Origin of the sequence: Pseudomonas sp. R1-18 (genome assembly GCF_051132095.1) — a bacterium.
In the GTDB taxonomy this organism is placed as follows: domain Bacteria; phylum Pseudomonadota; class Gammaproteobacteria; order Pseudomonadales; family Pseudomonadaceae; genus Aquipseudomonas.
Genome location: NZ_CP071658.1, coordinates 2385167 through 2408371, shown reverse-complemented (window position 1 = coordinate 2408371; position 23205 = coordinate 2385167). Strand labels below are relative to the sequence as shown.

Annotated in this window: 25 protein-coding genes and 1 pseudogene; 11 read left to right on the top strand and 15 right to left on the bottom strand. The window is 61.5% G+C overall.

All coding sequences use genetic code 11. The features are described from left to right. Positions 1-62: 62 nt before the first annotated feature. Positions 63-761, bottom strand: a complete 699-nt coding sequence (locus J3P77_RS11245) for a peptidase C39 family protein (RefSeq protein WP_434681782.1) — start codon at positions 759-761, stop codon at positions 63-65. A 217-nt stretch (positions 762-978) separates the two neighbouring features. On the opposite strand from J3P77_RS11245, the gene J3P77_RS11240 reads away from it, so the two are divergent. Beyond that, positions 979-1161, top strand: a complete 183-nt coding sequence (locus tag J3P77_RS11240; RefSeq protein WP_434681780.1) for a hypothetical protein — start codon at positions 979-981, stop codon at positions 1159-1161. A gap of 102 nt (positions 1162-1263) precedes the next feature. Here J3P77_RS11240 and J3P77_RS11235 read toward each other — a convergent pair whose 3' ends face one another. Next, positions 1264-2013, bottom strand: coding sequence for a TerC family protein (locus J3P77_RS11235; RefSeq protein ID WP_434681778.1), 750 nt, complete (start codon positions 2011-2013; stop codon positions 1264-1266). A gap of 34 nt (positions 2014-2047) precedes the next feature. Beyond that, the gene (locus J3P77_RS11230) at positions 2048-2296 is read right to left on the bottom strand and encodes a hypothetical protein (protein WP_434681776.1); all 249 of its coding nucleotides are present in this window, start codon (positions 2294-2296) and stop codon (positions 2048-2050) included. A 122-nt stretch (positions 2297-2418) separates the two neighbouring features. Here J3P77_RS11230 and nhaR point away from each other — a divergent pair, with 122 nt between their 5' ends. Next, complete coding sequence (gene nhaR / locus J3P77_RS11225; protein WP_434681774.1) at positions 2419-3330, top strand: transcriptional activator NhaR; 912 nt, start codon at positions 2419-2421, stop codon at positions 3328-3330. Here the strand turns inward: nhaR and J3P77_RS11220 are convergent. After that, positions 3327-3836 carry a DUF1993 domain-containing protein gene (locus tag J3P77_RS11220; RefSeq protein WP_434681772.1) on the bottom strand — a complete coding sequence of 170 codons (510 nt, stop codon included), beginning with the start codon at positions 3834-3836 and terminating at the stop codon, positions 3327-3329. The genes nhaR and J3P77_RS11220 overlap by 4 nt on opposite strands. 154 nt (positions 3837-3990) lie before the next feature. Between J3P77_RS11220 and J3P77_RS11215 the strand changes: the two genes are divergently transcribed. Beyond that, positions 3991-4671, top strand: a complete 681-nt coding sequence (locus tag J3P77_RS11215) for a YceH family protein (protein WP_434681770.1) — start codon at positions 3991-3993, stop codon at positions 4669-4671. 12 nt (positions 4672-4683) lie between these two features. Here J3P77_RS11215 and J3P77_RS11210 read toward each other — a convergent pair whose 3' ends face one another. Continuing rightward, the gene (locus tag J3P77_RS11210; protein ID WP_434681768.1) at positions 4684-5496 is read right to left on the bottom strand and encodes a shikimate 5-dehydrogenase; all 813 of its coding nucleotides are present in this window, start codon (positions 5494-5496) and stop codon (positions 4684-4686) included. A gap of 234 nt (positions 5497-5730) precedes the next feature. Between J3P77_RS11210 and J3P77_RS11205 the strand changes: the two genes are divergently transcribed. Together J3P77_RS11205 and J3P77_RS11200 are read left to right on the top strand one after the other, a co-directional pair. Beyond that, positions 5731-6102 carry a hypothetical protein gene (locus J3P77_RS11205; protein ID WP_434681766.1) on the top strand — a complete coding sequence of 124 codons (372 nt, stop codon included), beginning with the start codon at positions 5731-5733 and terminating at the stop codon, positions 6100-6102. A gap of 172 nt (positions 6103-6274) precedes the next feature. Continuing rightward, positions 6275-6457 (top strand): hypothetical protein, encoded by a 183-nt coding sequence (locus J3P77_RS11200; RefSeq protein ID WP_434681765.1) that lies wholly within the window; start codon positions 6275-6277, stop codon positions 6455-6457. 101 nt (positions 6458-6558) lie between these two features. Here the strand turns inward: J3P77_RS11200 and J3P77_RS11195 are convergent, their stop codons facing one another. Next, positions 6559-7119 (bottom strand): hypothetical protein, encoded by a 561-nt coding sequence (locus J3P77_RS11195; protein WP_434681764.1) that lies wholly within the window; start codon positions 7117-7119, stop codon positions 6559-6561. Between the two features lie 274 nt (positions 7120-7393). Between J3P77_RS11195 and pbpG the strand changes: the two genes are divergently transcribed. Then, a complete protein-coding gene (pbpG, locus tag J3P77_RS11190) occupies positions 7394-8329 on the top strand; it encodes a D-alanyl-D-alanine endopeptidase (RefSeq protein WP_434681763.1) in 936 nt (311 codons plus the stop codon). A gap of 92 nt (positions 8330-8421) precedes the next feature. Here the strand turns inward: pbpG and J3P77_RS11185 are convergent, their stop codons facing one another. Next, on the bottom strand, positions 8422-9852 hold the full coding sequence (locus J3P77_RS11185) for an NAD-dependent succinate-semialdehyde dehydrogenase (protein ID WP_434681762.1): 1431 nt from the start codon (positions 9850-9852) through the stop codon (positions 8422-8424). Positions 9853-10024: 172 nt separating this feature from the next. Next, entirely contained in the window at positions 10025-10882 is an 858-nt protein-coding gene (locus J3P77_RS11180; RefSeq protein ID WP_434681761.1) for an SDR family oxidoreductase, read from the bottom strand. Between the two features lie 237 nt (positions 10883-11119). On the opposite strand from J3P77_RS11180, the gene J3P77_RS11175 reads away from it, so the two are divergent. From J3P77_RS11175 to J3P77_RS11165, 3 genes and pseudogenes are all read left to right on the top strand, one after another. Next, entirely contained in the window at positions 11120-11374 is a 255-nt protein-coding gene (locus J3P77_RS11175; protein WP_434681760.1) for a hypothetical protein, read from the top strand. A gap of 245 nt (positions 11375-11619) precedes the next feature. Then, positions 11620-12654 (top strand): annotated as a pseudogene (locus J3P77_RS11170) (cache domain-containing protein); the annotation flags it as partial. Between the two features lie 138 nt (positions 12655-12792). Beyond that, a complete protein-coding gene (locus J3P77_RS11165; RefSeq protein WP_434681964.1) occupies positions 12793-13560 on the top strand; it encodes a methyl-accepting chemotaxis protein in 768 nt (255 codons plus the stop codon). A gap of 221 nt (positions 13561-13781) precedes the next feature. On the opposite strand, the gene ptrR is transcribed toward J3P77_RS11165, so the two are convergent. Further along, positions 13782-14663, bottom strand: coding sequence for a putrescine utilization regulator PtrR (gene ptrR / locus J3P77_RS11160; protein ID WP_434681759.1), 882 nt, complete (start codon positions 14661-14663; stop codon positions 13782-13784). Between the two features lie 102 nt (positions 14664-14765). On the opposite strand from ptrR, the gene J3P77_RS11155 reads away from it, so the two are divergent. Then, entirely contained in the window at positions 14766-16157 is a 1392-nt protein-coding gene (locus J3P77_RS11155) for an aldehyde dehydrogenase family protein (RefSeq protein WP_434681758.1), read from the top strand. A 41-nt stretch (positions 16158-16198) separates the two neighbouring features. Here J3P77_RS11155 and J3P77_RS11150 read toward each other — a convergent pair whose 3' ends face one another. Then, positions 16199-16783 carry a flavin reductase family protein gene (locus J3P77_RS11150; protein ID WP_434681757.1) on the bottom strand — a complete coding sequence of 195 codons (585 nt, stop codon included), beginning with the start codon at positions 16781-16783 and terminating at the stop codon, positions 16199-16201. Positions 16784-16871: 88 nt separating this feature from the next. Here J3P77_RS11150 and J3P77_RS11145 point away from each other — a divergent pair, with 88 nt between their 5' ends. Next, a complete protein-coding gene (locus J3P77_RS11145) occupies positions 16872-17489 on the top strand; it encodes a nucleotidyltransferase family protein (RefSeq protein ID WP_434681756.1) in 618 nt (205 codons plus the stop codon). 13 nt (positions 17490-17502) lie between these two features. Here J3P77_RS11145 and J3P77_RS11140 read toward each other — a convergent pair whose 3' ends face one another. The 5 genes from J3P77_RS11140 to J3P77_RS11120 are packed head-to-tail and all read right to left on the bottom strand — an operon-like array spanning position 17503 to position 22943. Further along, entirely contained in the window at positions 17503-18471 is a 969-nt protein-coding gene (locus J3P77_RS11140) for an XdhC family protein (RefSeq protein ID WP_434681755.1), read from the bottom strand. Positions 18472-18511: 40 nt separating this feature from the next. Further along, complete coding sequence (locus tag J3P77_RS11135; RefSeq protein ID WP_434681754.1) at positions 18512-20728, bottom strand: xanthine dehydrogenase family protein molybdopterin-binding subunit; 2217 nt, start codon at positions 20726-20728, stop codon at positions 18512-18514. A gap of 9 nt (positions 20729-20737) precedes the next feature. Continuing rightward, the gene (locus tag J3P77_RS11130; protein WP_434681753.1) at positions 20738-21733 is read right to left on the bottom strand and encodes an FAD binding domain-containing protein; all 996 of its coding nucleotides are present in this window, start codon (positions 21731-21733) and stop codon (positions 20738-20740) included. Then, positions 21733-22413, bottom strand: coding sequence for a (2Fe-2S)-binding protein (locus J3P77_RS11125; RefSeq protein WP_434681752.1), 681 nt, complete (start codon positions 22411-22413; stop codon positions 21733-21735). Before J3P77_RS11125 ends, J3P77_RS11130 begins: the two co-directional genes overlap by 1 nt. Positions 22414-22457: 44 nt before the next feature. Beyond that, entirely contained in the window at positions 22458-22943 is a 486-nt protein-coding gene (locus J3P77_RS11120) for a (R)-mandelonitrile lyase (RefSeq protein WP_434681751.1), read from the bottom strand. Positions 22944-23205 lie beyond the last annotated feature (262 nt).

Sequence of the window (23205 nt, the reverse complement as noted above, 5' to 3'; positions counted from 1 at the left end):
GGCACCGCTCTTCATGCCGACGCCGATCAATTCCGTGCCTAGTTAACTCAGTGCTGGTTAATTCATTTAACGCCCTGGCGCCCAAGCGTCTTCACCGCCTCCCCTGCGGCTTGTTCCTGCCCGGCCTCAGACAACTCGTTCGCGGCGTGGCGCCAACGCTGGGCGTCCACATCCGCAGGCAACTGCCTTGGCCCCTGGATCAGAACCGCCCAACCGCCGGCCTCTTTCCACGCCGCGTTGAAATCGCTGAAGCTCATCGGCGCGCGGCGACTCATGCCTGCGTTGAGCAGCACCGTCTGTTTGAGGCGGTCGTAGCCAACCAGCGTCGCGTAGCGCGGGCCTTTCCACCAGGCACTGCCGTCCGTGTAGCGCACCATGACCGGGTAGCCCGCGGAAACCTGAAGCAGCAAAGCCGTCAGATCCTGATCCAGCGGATAGACAAGAAAACCATACTGACGCGCCACCTTCGACATGCTCTGCTCAAGACGGTCTTCGGCGCCGGGCAGCTCAAGCGGCTTGTCCAGCAAACCCGGCGTGATCTGCACCTGATGGTTGGCAAGCATGCTGGCCAGCGTCCCCGGCCCGCTCTGGTAAGCATTGCCGCGAAAAAACGGCACTGAGTTGAGCTGTACCCGATCTGGCAGGCGCTTCATTTCCGGTGGCAGCGGTGAAGCGCAGCCCGCCAGAGCCAGCATCAATGCGCCGAGGCACAGTGAATACTTGCGGCGGGCGGAGTTGAATGAAGAATAAATGCGCAACATGCTGACTCACTTCCACAGACGTCGAGCCCCGCTCGAACCGGACCACGATGATAGAGCGGCCCAAGCCCTGCGGATAGCACTTCCAATGCGGTTGCAGCGAGGGATTAGAACAAATCGGTCATAGCCCGATGCCATTGGTCAACCAACGGAAACATGCCCGGTACTAGACTGTCAGTTATCAAGACTGCAACACACAGCAGTAAAAGTGGAGGCATGTATGAGCCTTGGAATGACTATCGTGATGCTGATCGCTTCGTGGCTCGCGGTCGCATGCGCCATGCTCTGGGGCGTGTTGCGGATCTCCAGGCGCCACCATCACCGTAACTTCCAGTCACCGCAGCCTGAGCCGCCTGTAAAGAAACGCAGACATCCGAAGGCACGTCCGGCCGGTGTGCACTGATCCGCATTCCTTACACAGTGAAACCGCACATAGCAAAACGCCCGGCCCCGGGTTCCCGAGGCTGGGCGTTTTCATTCAACGTCGCTCAGCGCTGACCGCTGATCAGGCCCTGGCTGCAGCCTTGCGCCGTTTGGCGCGCCGGGCCAGCATGTTCAGGCCTTCGATTACGGCTGAGAACGTCATCGCAGCGTAAACGTAGCCCTTCGGTACGTGCGCCCCGAATCCTTCGGCAATCAGCGTCATGCCGATCATGATCAGGAAGCCCAGAGCCAGCATCACCACGGTCGGGTTGTCGTTGATGAATTTGGCCAGCGGATCGGCCGCCACCATCATCACCACGACCGCCGAGACCACCGCGATGATCATGATCGGCAGGTGCTCGGTCATGCCGACTGCCGTGATGATGCTGTCGATGGAGAACACCAGATCGAGCATCAGGATCTGCGCGATGGCGGCCGTCATGCTCAGGGACACAGTCGAGGCCAGGGTTTTCTCTTCCTCGGTCTTGACGTCCATGCTGTGGTGGATCTCGGTCGTGGCCTTCCACACCAGAAACAGGCCGCCGGCTATCAGGATCATGTCCTTCCAGGAGAACGCCTGGCCGAACATTTCGAACACCGGAGCGGTAAGCTGCACGATGTAAGCCACGGTGCTGAGCAGACCCAGACGCATGATCAGCGCCATGCCGATACCCAGACGCCGCGCCTTGGGGCGCTGATGTTCCGGCAACTTGTTGGTCAGGATAGAGATGAAAATCAGGTTGTCGATGCCAAGTACCACTTCCATGACGACCAGTGTCGCCAACGCGACCCACGCTGCGGGGCTGGTCGCAAGTTCCAACAGATATTCCATAGTGATGTCCTGCCTTAGCCTTTAGGGGTGCACGTTAGATGTCGCGACTGGAAGGCGCTTGTTCGTCGGCAGGCTCCGGTCTGGACTCAGGCTCCAGAACCGACATGTCTTGCCTGGCTTCATCCAGCGCCTGAACGGCCGCCTTATGGGTGTCGTCGATGACCTGTTTTGCCGACTCTGCCGCAGTGTCCAGCATCTGTCTGGACGACGACTCGACCTGATCGCAACCAGCCATTACTAGCAGAGAACCGGCAAGCATCAATGCATAAACGGGTTTGAACATGTTTCCCTCTATTACCGAGCCGAGCGAACCGGCGTTAGCGCAGCAGTCTAAAGCGCCATCACCATCAGGAAAATTCGCATTTTTAAAGGCTATACTTCGGTTTTAACGATGTGTTGGCTCTTATGCTCAATTACCGACAGCTTCACTACTTCTGGATCGTGGCCAAGACCGGCAGCATCGTGCGGGCCTGCGAACAGTTGAATCTCACCCCACAGACCATCAGCGGCCAGCTCAGCCAGCTGGAGCGCTCGTTGGGTGTCGATCTGTTTCAGCGCGTCGGCCGTCAGCTTGAACTGACCGAAGCCGGTCGACAGGCATTGCCCTACGCCGAGCAGATGTTCCAACTGGGTAGCGAACTGGAGAATGTGCTGCGCTCCCAGGCCGGTGAACAGCAGCTACTGTTCCGGATCGGCGTTGCGGATGTGGTGCCCAAGTCGATCGTCTATCGGCTGATCGCGCCGACAATGGTCATCGAGCAGCCCATTCGCATCTCCTGCCGAGAGGACAAGCTTGAACGCCTGCTCGCGGATCTGGCGATCCAGCGCCTGGATCTGGTGATTTCCGACAGCCCGATGCCGCCTCACCTGGACATCAAAGGCCTGAGCCAGAAGCTTGGGGAATGCGGCATCAGCTTTTTCGCGACGCGGGACGTAGCGCAGCAGCTCGATATGCCGTTTCCGCAATGCCTTCACGGCGCACCACTGCTGATTCCCGGACAGGACACAGTGGTGCGAGGCCGTCTGATGCGCTGGTTCGCCGATCAGAAAATCCAGCCGCGTATCATTGGCGAGTTCGACGACAGCGCGCTAATGAAAGCTTTCGGCAAGTCGGGCAGCGGCATTTTCGTGGCCCCCAGCGTGATCGCCGACGAGGTGCGGAGCCAGTACGGGGTGGAGGTCCTTGGACAGACCGATGCGGTGACCGAGTCGTTCTACGCTATTACGGTAGAACGCAAGGTTCGGCACCCCGGCATCATTGCGATAGCCGAAAGTGCCCGCAACCAGCTTTTTACCGACGCGGGCCTGGAATTTTAGAATTTACCCATGTAATCGCGCTTGCCGATCGCGACGCCGTTGTGGCGCAGCAGGTCGTAAGCGGTCGTGACGTGGAAAAAGAACTGCGGCAAGGCGTAGCGCAGCAAGTAGTCCTGACCGTTCAGGCGGCGCTCCTTGTCGGTGCCGGGGCGCAGCACGATCTCGATGCCTTCGTTGCCATCCACCTGATCGGGCGCGATGCCGCCGATAAAGCTCAGGGTCTTGGCGAGCAAGGCCTGCAGCTCGGCGAAGCTGGTTTCGGTATCGTCATATTTGGGCACTTCCATGCCTGCCAGGCGTGCCGAGGCACCTTTGGCGAAATCCACGGCAATCTGGATCTGACGCGTGAAAGGCAGCATGTCCGGATACAGACGAGCCTGCAGCAGCGCTTCGGGCTGAATTTTGTTCGCTGTGGCGTGCGCGTCGGCCTTGACCAGAATTTCGCTCAAAGCATCGAGCATCTGCTGGAACACGGGGATGGATGCGGCGTACAGGGAAATGGACATGGTAGCTCCTGATTTTCAAAGGAGCAGATTATAGACGCGCGACGAGCATCTGGCGGCAGAGTTTTGGCGCGCAACGCAAACGCGCGATCAAAGGCTGGAAATAATCCGCCATACGCCCTAGGCTGGCAACCCGCCACTGTCCTGCGAGCGCATCATGACCATCGAGCTTCCCGCCTCCGATTCGCCAGCGGACACCGACGTGTCCGATGACGCCCAGCCGCTGCAACTGAGCGCCGTTCAGGTACGCGTTCTGGGTTGTCTGATCGAAAAGCAAGCCACGAACCCGGAAACCTACCCGCTGACACTCAACGCACTGGTGCTGGCCTGCAACCAGAAGACCAGCCGCGACCCGGTAATGAACCTGAATCAGGGCGAGGTGGGTCAGGCCCTGCGCAGCCTGGAAGGTCAAGGCCTCACTCGCCTGGTGATGGGCAGCCGCGCCGATCGCTGGGAGCAGCGTATGGACAAGCACCTTGAGCTGGTGCCGGCGCAGCTGATTCTGTGCGGACTGTTGCTCTTGCGAGGCCCCCAGACGGTCAACGAACTGCTGACCCGCAGCCAGCGCATGCATGACTTCGAAGACACCGAGCAGGTCGTCCACCAGCTGGAGCGCCTGATCGGGCATGGGCTGGCAGTGCTTTTGCCACGTCAGCCCGGCCAGCGCGAAGACCGCTACATGCATCGTTGCGGTGAGCCTCGGGATTTGCAGGCTCTGCTCGCCAGCCGTACGCATTCGGACACTCGCCCGGCTTCGTCGCCAGCGGAAACCAGCAGGCTGGACGAACTCGAAGCGCGCGTTGCAGCGCTTGAAGAGCGCCTGGCGCGCCTCGAATAAGCCGCTTCGCACTCAGCTGCGAGCGAATTCGGCTGCCGCCAGATACTGCTCTTGGGTCGGGCGAACGCCGGTGTAGAGCACGAACTGCTCCAACGCCTGAATCGCCGCCACTTCGTCGCCGGTGATCAACCGCTTGCCGAACTGCCGCGCGGCCTTGATCAGCGGCGTCTCGGCCGGTGTTGCCACAACGTCGAAGACAGTCTGCGCCGCTTCGATGGCTGACAGCTCGAATGCCAGCTCTTCAGCCTGAGCGCCGATCATGCCCAATGGTGTGACGTTGACCAGCAACTGCGGGTGCTCGTCGCCCAGCTCCGCTTGCCAGCGAAACCCGCAAGCCTGCGCCAGCGCGCGCCCGGTGCGCTCATTGCGCGCCACGATCAGACCGTCCGTAAAGCCCGCGTCCCGCATCGCGGATGCGACCGCCTTGGCCATGCCGCCGCTGCCCCGCAACGCAAACGAGCCGCGCGGCACGGCGTGACTGTCCAACAGCTGCGCCACGGCGATGTAGTCGGTGTTGTAGGCTTTCAAATGGCCGTCGGTATTGACGATCGTGTTGATCGACTGGATCACCGCCGCCGACGGATCAAGTTCGTCGACCAGAGCAATGCAGTCTTCCTTGAATGGCATGGACACGGCAGAGCCGCGAATGCCCAGTGAGCGAATACCGGCGACGGCCGCCGCCAGGTCATTGGGAGCGAATGCCTTGTAGTAGAAATCCAGCCCCAACTGTTGGTACAGATGGTTATGAAAACGGACGCCGAAGTTGCCCGGGCGTGCCGCCATCGACATGCACAACCGTGTTTCGCGGCTTGCAGTAACCGGCATGTGTTCCTCCTCAACGGTAATGGATTAATTCTGTGAAGCAGGCGTAAACTCGCCTCCGGCCAGAGCTGGCCACCTGCGTGGGAAAGTCGCCCGGTAGCTTCATAAGTACCTTACACAAACTTTACTCAATGGCTCCGCAGTTTTTTCCGGAAAGGATGTCTTATAAGTTATCCCGTGGCAGTGCTTGAGGTTAGTGCAGGCCGGCGACAACGGGTTGAGAGTCGAGGAACAGTCATGATTCGTCATATTCCCAGGATTGCGTTGTTTATTGGTGCGTTGGCGCTTGCGGGTCAGGCCAACGCGGATCGCGGCTGGGGCGGCCCTGCTGTGGTCGGGGCGATAGTCGGTGCCGCGGTGGTCGGAGCGGCGGTTTCGTCCGGCCGTGACCGGACGGTCTACGTGGAGCGTCAGCCGGTTTACGTGCAGCAGCAACCGGTGTACTACGCCCCACCGCCACCTCCGGTCTACTACCAGCCGGCTTACGAGGTTGTCGAGCGCTACCCGGCACCGCCACCGGTTTACTACCGTCGGTACGCCCCGCCTCGTCCGGTCTATTACGGACCTCCACCTGGCTACTATCGCCACGACCGCCACGATCGCTGGTAACAGCCACTGAACCCCGCCCTCGCCAGGCGGGGTTTTTTATTGCCCGCGGGCTCGCCACGTGGCTCTGCGCCCGCCGCCTAGTTCTTATTATCAATGACCACTATCGAGAACGTTGATTTCTGCCCGAGACCGCATCGCCTTAGAGTGGCGGCATAGTTTGTTGGAGGCAGTCATGAATAAGGTTCAGATCATGTCCGTGGTTGGCAGTGCCGTCCCGGCTCAACTCAGAGAACGCGGCCTGTTGGCCTGCTGGTATCTGGTGCAGAACGGCGAGCCGGTAACCGGCCCGTTCGATTCACTGCCTGACGCCCGGAAACAGTCCGAACGCCTGCAGGCCCGTGCTCTGAACAGCTGACTGCTTTACGAACCCCGCGCTCCTCGTGCGTTGCTCCGCACAACCTTTGCCCGCTTCCTTGAAGCGGGCTTTTTTATGGGCGGCTGGCGGTCGACCGGCGCTTACAGGCGTTCGGCCATGGCGGCATTGACTTGGCAACGGTGCGCCAGCTTTTGCAGCCGCTTTTCCAGTGCCATGAACACCACGCGGTCAGTGCGCCCGCTTTCCAGTTCGTCGATCAGATCATTGGCGACCTGGCGCAATTCGTGGGCCAGCACCACACGATCGTCATTCAGATCATGCTTGTGCGATTCGAACAGACGGTGGAGATAATCCTGCAACGTGTGCTGCAGACGGTGCCGGTCGGTCGCGCGCAGATGATTGAGGTTGAGGTTGATACGGCCCTGCAACTCGCTCAGTTCCCCGCACAGGTACTGCATGCGACGCGCGTAACCGATTTCGCGCTCGCGGCGTTGCAGGTGGGCGATCTGTGCTTCCTGCCTGCGCTGAATGCTCGGCACCACCACGGCCACCATGATGCCGACGATCAGACCGATGGCCTGAACCCAGCCGGCCCAGTCCGCCGGCCTTGAAAAAAAGCCTGCGCCCAGCAGCAGCACGGCAACCAGTGAGGCAGCGATTACCATGACGACGTAATCCTTGCCGATGAACCCCTTGAGCATTGCTCCACTCCTTACCCGATGGCTTGACTCGTTGGCTTGTCACGGCATGGGATGCTAATCGGTGAGCGCCCCGGATACCACGAATATCGAAACGGCTGTAAAGGCCGGAGCAACTTTCCTACTTAACTGCAACTTAATGGGACGAACATTCTGACAGTTAATGACGAAACACCCTACTCACCCCATCGACATTGCTCGAAGCGTGATCCTAGAATGCGGTGTTTTCCCCTACATTCCCGTGCGCGACTGCACTTCGATCGTGTGAGCATTGTTCTTGAAAAACCGTCTGCCATTTCTGGCCCTGGTATTTGCATTGACCGGCCTGAGTTTTTCCACCGCTACTTTGGCAAACGAAGCGCCTGCGCTTAACCGCGATCCGGCCAACCTGCATCTGGCATCGGGCAGTGCGATGGTCATCGACTTGCAGACTGACAAGGTCCTGTATTCCAGCAACCCCGACGTCATCGTGCCCATTGCCTCGGTGACCAAGCTGATGACCGCCATGGTGGTGCTGGACGCCAAACTGCCGATGGATGAGTACATCACCGTCGACATTTCCCAGACACCGGAAATGAAAGGCGTGTTCTCGCGCGTCAAGCTTGGCAGTCAGCTGACCCGCAAGGATATGCTGCTGATCACGCTGATGTCTTCGGAAAACCGCGCGGCCGCCAGCCTGGCTCACAGCTACCCGGGCGGCTATCCGGCGTTCATTCTGGCGATGAACGCCAAGGCCAAGGCGTTGGGCATGAAGCACACGGCCTATGTCGAGCCTACCGGTCTGTCGGTCTACAACGTATCGACCGCGCGCGACCTCACCAAACTGGTGCTGGCGGCGCGCAAGTACCCGATGCTCAGCGAGCTGAGCACCGTCGATGAAAAAACCGTCAGCTTTCGCAAGCCCGCCTACACCCTGGGCTTTCGCAATACCGACCATCTGGTGCGCAAGGAACACTGGGACATTCGCCTGACCAAGACCGGCTTCACCAATCAGGCCGGGCATTGCCTGGTGCTGCTGACGACCATGGCCAACCGCCCGGTTTCGGTGGTGATCCTCGATGCGTTTGGCAAGTACACGCACTTCGCCGACGCCAGCCGCCTGCGCAAATGGATGGAAACCGGCCAGAGCGGCCCGGCACCGGAAGTCGCCTTGCAGTACAAGAAGGAGAAAAATCTGGTGATGCGCCAGACGGGCCTTCAGGCCAAGGACTGAACCCGTCGCCAATAAAAAACGGTCGCCAGGGACATCCTCGCGACCGTTTTTTTTACTCATGCAACATTCACGCGATATTCACGTGGCCGGTATCAGTTGTACTGCGTGACCAGCTTGGTGTTGAGGTAAGCCTCAATGGCCTCGGTGCCGCCCTCCGAGCCATAGCCCGAATCCTTGATCCCGCCGAATGGAATCTCCGGCAACCCGATGCCCTGATGGTTGATCGAGAGCATGCCCGCTTCGATGCCGTTGCTCAGTGCCTGAGCCGTCTTCATAGAAGTGGTGAAAGCATAGGATGCCAGCCCGAACGGAACGCGATTGGACTCTTTGATGGCTTCCTCCACTGTATCGAACGGCACCACCAGAGCGACCGGGCCGAACGGCTCTTCGCTCATGATGCGCATCTGACTGGTCAGCCCAGTCAGCACGGTAGGCGCAAAAAAGTAACCCGGGCCGTCGATGGCTTTGCCGCCCGCAGCCACTGTCGCGCCCGACGCTACCGCGTCTTCAACCAGATCGGTCAACGCCGGGATACGACGCTCGTTGGCGACCGGCCCCATTGTGGTCTCCGACTCAAGCCCGTTGCCGACCTTGATTTCACGAGTCAGCCCGACAAACTTTTGAGTGAACGCTTCCAGCACGCCGCGCTGCACCAGAATGCGCGTCGGCGATACGCAGACCTGCCCGGCGTTACGGAACTTGGCCATGGCCAGCGTCCGCGCCGCCAGGTCCAGATCGGCATCGTCGAATACCAGCGCCGGCGCGTGGCCGCCCAGTTCCATGGTCGCGCGCTTCATGTGCTTGCCCGCCAGGGCTGCGAGCTGCTTGCCCACGGGCGTGGAACCGGTGAAGGTCACCTTGCGGATCACCGGATGCGGGATCAGATAGTTGGATATCTCCGCAGGGTTGCCGTAGACCAGGCCGATCACGCCGGCCGGCACACCCGCATCGGCAAAGGCGCGGATCAGCTCGGCGGGCGATGCCGGCGTTTCCTCGGGAGCCTTGACGATGATCGAACAGCCCGCCGCGAGCGCCGAAGACAGCTTGCGCACAATCTGGTTGATCGGGAAGTTCCAGGGCGTGAAGGCCGCAACCGGGCCGACCGGCTCTTTGATGACCTTCTGTTCGACAGCCGGATTGCGCGATGGCACCAGACGGCCGTAAGTGCGGCGGCCCTCTTCGGCCAGCCAGTCAATGATGTCCGCGGCTGAGAGTGCTTCCATCCGAGCCTCGGTCAGCGGCTTGCCCTGCTCCTGCGTCATGATGCGCGCGATGCTGTCGGCCCGCTCGCGCACCAGATTCGCGGCTTTCTGCATGATCTTGTAGCGGTCGTAGGCCGAGGTGGCGCGCCAGACGGCAAAGCCCCGCTCCGCCGCTGCCAGCGCTTCGTCCAGATCGGGGATTCCGGCATGGGCCACGGTGCCGAGGGCATTGCCGGTTGCCGGTTCGAACACCTCAAGCGTGCGGCCGTCGCGGCTCGCACGCCATTGACCATCGATGAAAAGCTGGACGTCGGGATACATGGCGATCTCCTGAAGGATGTGGATCGTAGACGGGTAAGCTGCGGGAGCTGACATTTAGACGGCGCAGACCCGGGCGGGTCAAGGCGATTTGCGAAAACAGCGGGAGCAAAGGTCGAGCGGGCGACCCTGCCGGTACGCGACCAGGCTGGGTACGCCCGCACAGAGCAGGCCGTCAGAGAATCGGCTTGCCGCCCGTTACACCGTAGCGGGTGCCGGAGATGTAGCTGCCCTCATCCGAAGCCAGCAGCACATAGATAGGCGAAACTTCCACCGGCTGGCCAGGGCGGCCAAGCGGAGTCTGGCTGCCGAAGCTCTGCACTTCGTCCTCGGGCATGGTGGCCACTATCAGCGGCGTCCAGATCGGTCCGGGCGCGACACTGTTCACGCGAATGCCGCGCTCGCCCAGAATCTGCGCCAGTCCGCCGGTGAAGTTGGCAATGGCACCTTTGGTGGTCGCATAGGCCAGCAGAGTCGGCTTGGGCATGTCCGAGTTCACCGAACTGGTGTTGATGATCGAGCTGCCCGACGCCATGTGCGGCACTGCGGCCTGGCAGATGCGGAACATGGCCGTGATGTTGATATCAAAGGTCCGCACCCACTCCTCGTCGGAGATTTCCTCGAAGGTCTTGTGGGTCATCTGGAATGCCGCGTTGTTGACCAGCACATCGATGCGACCGAACTGCTCGACGGTCTTAGTGACGATGTCTTCGCACTGCTGCTTCTGAGCCAGATCGCCTGGCAACAACAGGCACTGACGGCCTTCCTGCCTGACCCAGCGCGCGGTTTCTTCGGCGTCTTCATGCTCGTCGAGGTAAGAGATCGCGACATCGGCGCCTTCGCGTGCAAACGCGATGGCCACGGCGCGGCCGATTCCGCTGTCACCGCCGGTGATCAGCGCAATCTTGTTCTGCAGGCGGCCCGAGCCTTTATAGCTCTCTTCGCCGCAATCAGGGTAAGGATCCATTCGGCTTTGCACGCCTGGAACGGGTTGGTTTTGTTTCGGGAACGGTGGTCTTGGGTAATCAGTCATTGCAGTCTCCTTGAGTTACGTCCCCCGTCGGCGGGCTGACCCGCCCGGCAAGGTGCATCGAAAACATGCAAGCCTTTTAGGGCCTACCCGTTATCTGTCATGCCGATCAAGGCCATCGTTCAGCCTGATCCATATCGGACCTGACGAACGGCACCGGCCCGCTCCGAGTGAACCTTTACGGCCAGCACGGCTCTGTTCAACGTCGGATAAACCAAGGCGCGTCGGGAATATTTCAGGATGGACTACATCGACATAGTGCAATGGCCGGCGATGGTGATTACCGTCGTCGCTGCCTGGTACATCGGCTCGCAACGCGCCAAACGCCGCATGCTTGCATTCTGGTGCTTCATGCTCAGCAATGTGCTGTGGGTGATCTGGGGCCTGCACGCCGAAGCGTACGCTTTGATTGTTCTGGAACTGACGCTGTGCGCGATGAATCTGCGCGGCCTGAAAAAGAATCTGGCCGGTGCGAGCGTTGACGCATCCCGATAGTTTCACGGCGCCTTCACATTCGCGCCGCTTCAGCGCTGCCGACCGCCGCCCGTGAAATCCGCCAGGCCCGATCGAGGCCCCGCCCATAGCCGACGAAACGCCTGTCTCCTGGTTAAAGAAGCATCAGTGCGCGCCGAAGCTTATTACGTACACCATCAGACATCCCGCGAGTGATCCCCTGAGGGTACGGACTGCATTTCCTCGCAGTCTCGACGTTTGGCATCCGCCAGCATTCCGGAGCTCACATGAACATCAAACAAAAACTGACCTGGGCCTTCGCAGTGATCGCGTCGCTGCCCATCATAGTCGTGGCCGCGATTGTGATCGTGAACCTGCGCCAGGATGCAACGGATGGATTCGTCGACAGCAGCGGCCGCGAGATACGCCAGGTCGACAATGCCATGCGGTTGTTCTTCGATGGCATCGCCCAGAACGTGAACTACCTCGCCTCCCATCCGCTGGTCGCCGGAGCGGGCGATGACTTCCGTAATTACATGGGTGCCACCGGCACCGCGCAGTCGGAAAACGATCGCCTCGCTACCGAGCTGTTCGCCAACATTGCCAAGGCGCACCCCGCCTACTCTTTCGTTTCCTACGGTCTGGTCAATGGCAGCTACGTCATGACCCCGGAAGATCCAAAGATGAGCAACTACGACCCGCGTGTGCGGCCGTGGTACAAGACCGCGATGGCCAACATTGGCAAGACCGTGCGCAGTGACGCGTACTACTGGGCCGGAGACGACTCGGTGCTGGTGAGCACCATCCGTGCGATACCCAACAAGCTGGGCAACCCCGGCGGCGTGGTGAACATCGACGTCTCGCTCAAGCAACTGACCAATATCGTCAAGCAGATCAAGCTGGGCGAAAGCGGCTACCTGATGCTGATGGAAAAGAACGGCACTGTGCTGGTCGACCCTAAACAGCCTGAGCACAATTTCAAGAAGCTTGGCGAGCTCGGCGACGGCTTTGCTGATCTGGCGCGCACGCCGGGCGGGTTCGTCGAAGTGACGCTCCAGGGCGAGCGCTACATGGCCAACGTCTACCCTTCCGACGAGCTGGGCTGGAATTTCATCGGCCTGATCAAGCAGGAAGAAGTCATGGCCGATGCCACCCGCCTGACCTGGCTGATCGCGATCATCGCCGCGGTGCTGGCTGTGATCTTCGCCATCGTAGGCTCAAGTTTTGCCCGTGTGATCGTGCGCCCGATCCATAGCGTTTCCAGCGGTCTGGAAGGCATTGCTCAGGGCGAAGGCGACCTGACGCAAAACCTGCCGGTGCGTGGCAAGGATGAAACCGCGCAACTGGCCGGATGGTTCAACAAGTTTCTGTCAGCGATCCGTAGTCTTATCCAGCATATTGGTCAAGCGGCGGGCAAGATTCTTGAGGCATCGCGCAGTTCCACACGCGTGTCCAATGACATGGCTGAAGCCGCGGGCCGTCAGCGCGAGGCAGTGGACATGGTATCCACCGCTTTCCATGAAATGGTGGCGACGTCCAACGAAGTTGCGCGCTCCTGCAGCCAGGCTGCGGACAGCGCGGACAGCGGCCAGCAGCAAGCGCGTGAAGGCCAGCGGCAGATCGACGATGCGGTGCGCAGTGTGGACCAGCTCAGCGAAGAAATCGCACGTTCGGCCAAAGACATGACGCAGCTGGAGAAAGACAGCAACGGCATTCAGTCGATTCTCGACACCATTCGCTCGATCGCCGAGCAGACCAACCTGCTGGCCCTCAACGCCGCCATCGAAGCGGCGCGCGCCGGCGAACAGGGTCGCGGCTTCGCGGTGGTTGCCGATGAAGTGCGCGCCCTCGCCAAGCGGACTGCCGATTCCACTGCGGAGATCGACACCCTGCTTGGCAATCTGGCCAAACGCACTGCGTCAGTCGCGCATCAGATGCACGCCAGCCTGGAAGTGTCGCAGCAATCGGTCAGCAAAATCGGCCAGGCCCGCAGCAGCTTCGGGCAAATCCGCGAGTCGGTGGATGTGATCCGCGACATGAATACCCAGATCGCTACCGCCGCTGAAGAGCAGCATCAGGTGGCTGAGGATATCAATCGCCACATCAGCCAGATTCATGGCGATGCGCAGCTGATCGCCGAACTGTCAGACTCCGCCCGCGCCGACTCCAACAGCCTCGCGGCGTTGTCCAGCGAACTGGATGGTCTGGTTCGCAAGTTCAAGACCTGAGTTCCCACAAGAGCGCGGTTGTCTGTGAGCGGACAACCGCATTGAGCCAGTAGGAGCGGCCCTGTCCGCGAAGGCCATGGCGCAGCCCTTTCACTTCCTGCGCCGGGACGGGATTTTCGGGGACAAGCGTAGCGCCGCCCGGTCCGCTCTTGCACCTGAGAACGCTATTAACTTTGCGCGGATTTAGGGTTGGTAATTAATAACTGTAAATAGGGGTGGTATTAATGTGATTGCTGGTTGATGCCCGCCTGCTCATCAAGCAGCTCGATGAATCGGGCAAGGCTTTGCGAGACGGTTCCTCGGCGCCAGATCAGCCAGGTTTGCAGTAGGCGGAAGTTCTCCGATAACGGCCAGACGCTCACGGTCGCGCTGCCGGGCATGCTTTCCAGCATGCTGCGCGGCATCAGCGCGAGACCCGCGCCGGCACTGACGCAGGCAAGCATGCCGTGGTAGGACTCCATCTCGTAGATCTTGCCCGGCACTGCGGCGTCGTCGCTGAACCAGCGTTCAAAGTGATGGCGATACGAACAGTTGGCCCGGAAAGCGTAGATGCTCTCCCCATTCACGTCCCCTCCCCGCGCCACCGGTGCGTGATTACGTGGCGCAATGATGACCATCTCTTCTTCGAACACTGGCATCCCTTCCAGCGCGGGGTGCAGTACAGGGCCGTCGACGAACGCGGCGACCAGACGCCCCGCCAGAACGCCATCGATCATCGCCCCTGACGGACCAGTAGTCAGGTCCAGTTCGACCTTGGCGTACTTCTGGTTGTAGCTCGCCAGCAACGCGGGAATCCTTACGGCGGCTGTACTTTCCAGGGAGCCCAGAGCGAAAGGCCCTTGCGGCTCGTCGCCGGAAACCGCCACGCGCGCCTCTTCCACCAGGGCGAGAATCCGGCGGGCGTAGTCGAGGAAATTCCAGCCCGCCGGGGACAGCCGCAACCGGTGATTTTCGCGGATGAACAACTCCACGCCCAGATCACTCTCCAGCTGTTTGATGCGCGTAGTCAGGTTCGAGGGGACTCGATGGATGAGCTGCGCAGCCGCGCTGATGCTGCCCTGCTCGGCCACCGCCTTGAAAATCTCCAGCTGGACCAGATTCAATTCATTCTCCAGACGTGAACGTTATGCTCAATATTATTCAGTTTCTGAAATGTGAGCATGCAGATAGGCTGGGTGCATTGTCAATCAACGCAGGATGACGTCATGACCAGTGTCTCAGCCACCACCCATGCAGTCTCCATCAACCCGGCCACCGGCGAGCAGGTCGGGCAATATCCATTCGAATCCGACGTGGCGCTGGACGCGGCACTGGCACGCGCCGCCACTGGTTTCTCCCTATGGCGCCGCGAAAGCGCCGAGCAACGTGCCCGTATGTTGATCGCCCTGGGTCAGGCGCTGCGCGACGACGCTGAAGCCATGGCGCAGATGATTACTCTGGAAATGGGCAAACCCATCACACAGGCCCGTGGCGAAGTGGAAAAATGCGCCCAGCTATGCGACTGGTACGCGGCGAATGGGCCAGCCATGCTCAGCGCCGAGGCGACGCAGGTGCCGGATGACAAGGCACGCATCGAGTACCGTCCGTTGGGGTCGATTCTAGCGGTGATGCCCTGGAATTTCCCGATCTGGCAGGTGCTGCGAGGCGCGGTTCCGGCACTGATCAGCGGCAACACTTACGTGCTCAAGCATGCGCCCAACGTGATGGGTTGTGCTTACTTGCTCCACGATGCCTTCGTGCGAGCCGGCTTTGCGCAAGGCGTGTTCGACGTAATCAACGTCACACCCGAAGGTGTTTCCCGTGCCATAGCCGACCCGCGCATTGCCGCCGTGACGCTCACCGGCAGCGTTCGCGCCGGTACCGCTATCGGCGCGCAGGCCGGTGCCGCGCTGAAGAAGTGCGTACTGGAACTCGGCGGCTCGGACCCATTCATCGTGCTCGCCGATGCCGACCTGGACGAAGCCGTGCAGGCAGCGGTCATCGGTCGCTATCAGAACACCGGTCAGGTCTGCGCTGCCGCCAAACGTTTAATCGTCGAGGAAAGTGTCGTCGAAGCCTTTACGCAAAAGTTCGTCGAGGCCACCCGCAAGCTGGTGGTCGGCAACCCGGCAGACGAAGCCACCTACATCGGCCCGATGGCGCGTTTCGATTTGCGCGATGAGCTCGACGGCCAGGTCCAGGCAACGCTGGAACAAGGCGCGACTCTGTTGCTGGGCGGCAGCAAGGCTGACGGAAACGGCAATTACTACCAGCCGACCGTGCTGGGCAACGTTACCGATCAGATGACTTCCTTCAAGCAGGAACTGTTCGGCCCTGTCGCCTCGATCATTACGGCGCGGGACGCGGGCCATGCCCTGCAGCTGGCGAACGACAGCGAGTTCGGTCTCACGGCGACGATCTACACGCGCAACCTGGAGCTTGCCGAGCAGATGGCCGCCGAGCTGGACACCGGTGGCGTATTCATCAACGGTTACAGCGCTTCAGACCCACGCGTTACATTTGGCGGGGTGAAGAAAAGCGGATTCGGTCGTGAGCTGTCGCACTTCGGCGTCCGGGAGTTCTGCAATGCCCAGACCGTCTGGCGCGACCGCAAATAAAAGACCGCGCCGAAAATCGGGGAGCGTTGCGCTCCCCTTTTTCATTCTTCGCCGGTCTCGACGACCGCCGGGTCGCCAATGGTGTAGAAGTGTCCGCCAGCCACGTAGTGCAGGCTGCGCAGCTGCGGGTCGGCAGTCTCGAATTTCCAGTGACCGTCTTCAAACACCCGCACATCCGACCACGCGCCGACCACTTCGCCAATGAACAGGTCATAGGTCGACTGGTTATGCGGCTCGGGGATCACCCTGCAGATCAGCCATGCCGAACAGCCGGCCACCAGCGGCGTATCGTGGCCCTCGATGCGAAACAGTTCGACGCCGGCCTGCTCAAGCTTGTCCGGCGTGAACATCAGGCTTTGCGTGCCGACTTGATGGGTCAACTCCAGTTGCCCAAGGTTGGGCACCTGCAGCGCAAAGTAGCCGCTCTTTTCCACCAGACTGCGGGTACGGGTCATCTTGTCGATCACGACCGTCACCTTCGGCGGCGAGAAGTCCAGGGCACAGGCCCAGGCTGCGGACATCACGTTGTGCGTACCCTCGTGACTCGAAGATACCAGCACCGTCGGCCCGTGGTTCAGCAGCCGGTAGGCCTTTTCCAGTTCGACTGGGCGGATATGATTGTCCACTTGAAACCTCTTTAATACGTAGCGCCGCTGCAAGCGGCCGCGAAATCAGGCATTGTTGAAAGACCTTTATCCATCAGAAGGTCCTGGAGTGACCAGCATAGACAGCACAACCTCTGAAGTGTTCGGCCTGGTCCTGGCGGCTGGCCGCAGTCGGCGCTTCGCCGGCGACAAACGCCGTGCCCTGCTGCCGTGCAGCCGCAGCCTGCTGCAAGCCAGCGTCGAGAATGCGCAGGCTGCATTCCCACAAACATGGGTGGTATTGCGCCCTGACGATGACGCGCAGGCTCTTGGTCTTTCTCCCGACGTGCAGATAGTACGCTGCGCCGATGCAGACCTTGGCATGGGCCATAGTCTGGCTTGCGGTATCAGAGCCTTGCAGGATTCAGCCGCCAGCGCGGCCGCAGTGTTGCTGGCCGATATGCCGTGGATCAAGCCCGACACTCTGCGGCAATTGGCTTCGATGGCAGATCCGCGCCGCATCGCTCTGCCAGTGCATGCCGGGCAGCGCGGTCATCCGGTGATCATTGGCCGAAACTTCTGGCCGGAGCTGGTCACGCTGCAAGGCGATCAAGGCGCCAGGGCCGTGATCGCCGCCAATCAGCTGCATTGTGAGGTACTGCAGACAGAGGATGCCGGCGTGCTGCGGGATGCCGATACCAGACAAGCCCTGGCTCAGGCCTGCCAGGAAACGTATCGTTCCACGTGAAGCTGCTCATGCTTCACAGCTCGCTGCGCGCGACGCCGTTGGCCTCGCGCAAAATGTCCGCCATCACCGCGAGGGCGATTTCCGCAGGCGTTTTGCTGCCAAGGTTCAGGCCGATCGGTGCGTGAATCCGTGCCAGCGCCAGAGCGTCCAGCCCGCCGATTTTGGCCAGTCGCTCGCGGCGTTTATGACTGGTGCGCTGTGATCCCATCGCACCGATGTAGAACGCCTCGGTACGCACCGCTTCGAGCATGGTCAGGTCGTCCAGCCGCGGGTCGTGAGTCAGCGCCACCACCGCGGTTGCCCCATGACAACCGCCCTGCTCGATGAACACCGCTGGCAGCACGTCACGCACTTCTACGCCAGCCATGGAAAACCCGGCGGTCACCTCAGTGCGCGGGTCGCAGAGGATCACCTCATAGCCCAGCGCCACGGCGAAGCTGGCGCAATACTCGGCCACTGGTGACAAACCGGCCAGCAGCAGCCGGAATACCGCGCCCATGCGGATCGCGATGTCGTCACCCGCCCGCTCAACGCGAGGTTCGCCGTTGACCGCCGGACGAAGGCTGCGTTGCGAAGCGCCAAGACGAACCTGGCGAACGACCCGTTGCCGGCCGGACAGCGCCTGCTCAACGGCCGTCAGATGTTCCTCGCTGGCAGGTCCTGGCGCGAAATGTTCGACCAGTACATCGAGCACGCCTCCGCAAGGCAAGGCGAGGGCCGGCGCCAGGCCTCCCTCGCCGTAACGCACCACCTGGTTGAGCGTATCGAACTGCCGACTGGCCAGACGCTCCAGAAAGTCGTCCTCCACGCAGCCGCCCGACAGCGAGCCACGGTGCTCGCCGTTGTCCAGCGCTACAAGCATCGCCCCGGGCCCGCGCGGTGCCGAGCCGAACGTGGACAGCACCGTGCACAACCAGACTGGCTTGCCTGAGGCCAGCCAGTCGCGGGCCTGCTGAATCACTTGCAAGTCCAGTTGTTTCATCCGCGCGGCCCTCGCCGAGGAGTCTTTTTCACGCCACGCATTACAACCCCGCCATCAGTTTTTCTTTGGTGATCGGCAGGCTACGCACCCGTTTGCCCGTGGCGTGGTACACAGCGTTGGCAACTGCGGCGGCCAGCCCGGTCACACCGATTTCACCGATGCCGCGAGCGCCGAACTCACCGAGTTTGTAATCCGGGTAGTCGAGCAGCAGCACATCGATTTCCGGTTGATCAGCATGCACCGGCACCACGTATTCGGCGTAGTTGTTGTTGACCGGCAGACCGTTACGCGGGTCGAACTCACCGGCCTCGAACATCGCCATGCCGATTCCCATGACAATCGCGCCTTCAACCTGATTGCGCGCCGCCAGCGGATTGATCACCTTGCCAACGTCGATGGCGCTGACCACTCGGGCAACGCGCAGGCTTGAAATGCCCGGGTCCCAGCGCACTTCAACGAAATGCGCGCCGAACGAACGAAACGAATGTTCTTTGTCCTTGTTCATGTCGCTATGGAAGTTGCCTTCGGCACGGGCCAGCCGCTTGCTGCGCAGAATCTCCGAGAACGCAACACGCTGTTCGCCTTTCACCAGCTGGCCGTTTTCCACGCCCAAGGTCTCACCGTCCTGATCGGCGAACGCGCCGCCCTTGCCCACCGCGTAACCGCGCAGCACCTTGAGCGCTTCACGAGTGGCGCCGGCAACGGCCGGCATGACGCTGGCAGTCACCCACGATCCTCCGGAAACCGGCCCCGACGGGAACGACGAGCTGCCCAGCTCCACCTCGATCTTGTCCAGCGGCAAGCCGGTGATCTGGCTGACGGTCTGGGCAACGATGGTGTAGGTTCCGGTGCCGATGTCCTGCAGGCCGCATTGCGCCAGCGCCGTTCCGTCGGCGCGCAGGATCACCCGTGCTTCGGTCGGCACCTGGTAGGCCTCCCAGTTGCAGGCACCCATGCCGTAGCCGATGATTTCATCGCCGTCACGCATCGACCCGACAGCGGGATTGCGCGCATGCCAGCCGAAGCGCTCGGCCGCCTGATCGATAGCTTCAGGCAGATGGTTGCTGGACCACGGCAGATTCTGGCTCTCGTCTTTCTCCGCCAGGTTGAGCTTGCGGAACGCCAGCGGGTCCATGCCCACGGCCAGCGCCATCTCGTCAATGGCCGACTCCAGGGCAAACAGACCCGGTGCGGCGCCTGGTGCGCGCATTGAGGTAGGCGTACCGCGATTGACCGGGGTGTTTCGATGAGAGACCAGTACGTTGGGGCATGAATACAGGCTCTTGGTCACACCGCCGCAGCTTTCGGTGTAGTCGTCCAGAGCCGAGGTGCTGTTGAACGACTCGTGGCGGACCGAGACCAGTTTGCCCGTGGCATCGGTCGCCAGACGCAGGCGCTGGCGGGTTTCCGGGCGGTGGCCGACGGTGGTGAACATCTGCGGCCTGGGCAGCATGAACTGCACCGGGTGCCCGGTCACTTTGGCGGCTGCGCATACGGCTACCGAATGCGGCCATGGCCAGAGCTTGCTGCCGAACCCCGAACCAATGAACGGCGCGCGAACTTCGACGCGATCTGGTGGCAGGTCGAACACGTTGGCCATGAAATTGCGATGGTTGACCACACCCTGGGTGCTTTCATACAGGTACAGCTTGCCGTCCTGCCAGTAGGCGGTGGTGGCGTGCATTTCCATCGGGTTATGGACTTCCACCGGTGTGGTGTAGGTCTGGTCAATGCTGCGCGCCGCGCTCAGATAAGCGCCGTCAGGATTGCCACGGGTGTGCCCTGCTCCACCGTCCTTGACGCCGTTCTTGCGCATGCCTTCGGCCAGGCTCTTGACCGGCTGTGTCTCGGCATAGTCGACCTTGACCGCGTAGGCCGCGGCGCGTGCCTGTTCGAACGTCTTGCCGACCACCAGTGCCACGAACTGGCCGGGGTAGTAGACACGATCGTCCTCGAACGGCAGCCGGTGCTCATCGGCTTTGCTGGCCGAGAGCATTGAGGCGAAACTCAGCGCGGTGTCAGGGGTGCGGTGCAGCTCGGGACAGTTATTGTGATGGAAGATGTCGACCACGCCAGGCATAGCTCGCGCTTGCTGGTCGTGGATGGCAACGATCCGCCCGCTGGCGATGGTGCTGTAGACGCCATAGGCGTAAAGCATGCCAGTCAGTGGGTGGTCGGCCGCGTAGCGCGCTTCGCCGCTGACTTTCTGACGCCCGTCGATACGGCGGTGCGATGTACCGATGATGGATTCAGTCATGGAAATCTCCTATACCGCGCCGGCGACCGCGAGGTCACGAAGGTTGCGGGCGATGACCTGTCGGCCAAGCGGAATCTTGAACGCGTTGTGCTCGTAGCCGCGCGCATCTTTCATGGCCAGCTCGGCGACCTGGGCGAAGGTCTCGGCGTTGGCCTGCTTGCCGATCAGCGCTCGCTCGGCCTCGACCGCGCGCCACGGTTTGGTGCCCACGCCGCCCAGGGCGATGCGCGCATCGGTGATGCGTTTGCCATCCAGCACCAGAATCACCGCGCTCGATGCCAGAGCGAACTGGTAGGAAGTCCGGTCGCGCAGTTTCAGATAGGCCGAGCGGCTGCCCTTGAGCGGCGCGTCCAGCGTGATATGCGTGATCAGCTCGTGCGGTGCCAGCGCATGTTCGCGTTCCGGCGTGCTGCCCGGCAGCAGATGGAAATCGGCGAAGTCGAGTTCGCGAGTCCCGCCCGGCCCCTGCACGGTAACCCTGGCGCCAATCGCGGCCATGGCCACGCACATGTCCGAAGGATGCGCGGCGATGCAATGCTCACTCGTGCCCAGTACCGCATGCACGCTGCGGTTCATGCCGCCCAGCGCGGAACAGCCGGAGCCCGGCTGGCGCTTGTTGCACGGGGAAACGTTGTCGCGGAAATAGTTGCAACGTACGCGCTGCATGATATTGCCAGCGGTGGTCGCCTTGTTGCGCAGTTGGGTGGAGGCACCGGCCAGCAGCGACTCGGAGAGCACCTTGTAGTGTTCCCTGATCAACGGATGGTTGGCCAGGTCCGTATTGCTCACCAGCGCGCCGATGCGCACACGGCCATCGGGCAGCGACTCGACCTGCTTGAGTTCCAGCCGATTGATGTCCACCACCTGCTGCGGCTGCATCACGTCCAGTTTGACCAGATCCAGCAGCGTGGTGCCGCCTGCCAGGTAGTAGCGCTGGCCTTCGCCGCTTGCCGTCTGCACAGCCTGGGCAGGCGAAGTCGCCCGCGCATAGTCGAAAGTACGCATCAGGCGACCCCTCCCATTTTCGAACGAGCGGACTGCACCGCCGACAGAATATTCTTGTACGCGCCACAGCGGCAGATGTTGCCGCTCATGGCTTCGCGGACGCTGGCGTCATCGTTGGGAATGTTCGGGTCTTTGAGGATTGCGACCGCGCTCATGATCTGGCCGGCCGTGCAGTATCCGCATTGATAGGCGTCGTGTTCCCAGAATGCTTCCTGCACCGGATGCAGGGTGCCGTTCTCGGCCAGGCCTTCAATGGTGGTGATGCTGTCGCCGTCGTGCTGCACGGCAATCGACAGGCAGGAATTGATCGCCACGCCGTTGACCAGCAGGGTGCAGGCGCCGCACTGTCCCTGATCACAGCCTTTTTTGCTGCCGGTCAGTTGCAGACGGTCGCGCAGCACATCGAGCAGCACCGCGTTCGCCGGCACGTTCAGTGTGTGGGTGCGGCCATTGACCTTGAGGACAATACGCTGCTCGCCCGCGCCCGGCGCGCCGGTGTCGTCGACCACCGGTGCCGGGGCCGGCGCGGGTGCGGCCTGGGCGGTGCCGTCGGTGGGGATCCAAGTCGAGAGCGTGGCGGCGGCAATGCCGGACGCGCCGAACTTGAGGAAGTTGCGTCGCGAAGGCTTCACGGAGTCGTCTTCGGACACGGGGTCTTGATGGGTCTTGGGTTCGTTCATCAGGATCACTCGTTTTTTGCCGTCACTGTCATGAGCGACGGGCGTTATTGTGTGTCAGCGGCCTGGGCGTACTCCTGCTCACTGACCTGTTGCATCCATTCGACGACTTTGCCGTCCAGCGCCTCGGCGATGGCGATATGGCTCATGCCCGTGGTAGCCGTCGCGCCATGCCAGTGGCGGACGTTGGGCGGTATCCAGACCGTGTCGCCCGGTTGTATCAAGCGCGCTGGCTGGCCGGCTTCCTGAACCCAGCCGCGTCCTGCGGTCACGATCAGCGTCTGGCCCAGCGGGTGGGTATGCCAGGCTGTGCGCGCGCCAGGTTCGAACGTCACGCCCGCGCCGCTGACCCGGGCCGGTTCCGTGCCCTTGAACGGCCCGTCTACCCGCACCCTGCCGGTGAAATAGTCGGCCGATCCCTGCACCGATGGTTGTGATCCATTGGACGTCACGGTCACCCCGCTCTTCTCTTGCGCAAAGGCCTCGACCGTGAGCATGGAGAGGGAAAGCGTGGCGGCTGCAAGCTTCTTCATGGGAGTTTCCTTACTGAAGTGACAAACCTGCTCGATCAACAAGCCCGCCCGCCGGCTAAATGTTTAACTGGCGAGCGCCGCGAAAGTTCCCCTGGCCGTGCCAGAAAGATCCGCTGGGCTTGATGCCCGACAACGATTGGTCGACGTTACCAGCAGACGACACCGGGCATTAGCCACTGTATCGGGCTAAGACTTATTACCGCTGCTCATGAATGGCCAGGGAAATTCTTTCGGCCGGTGCGGACGCGTTTTGCATACGCCC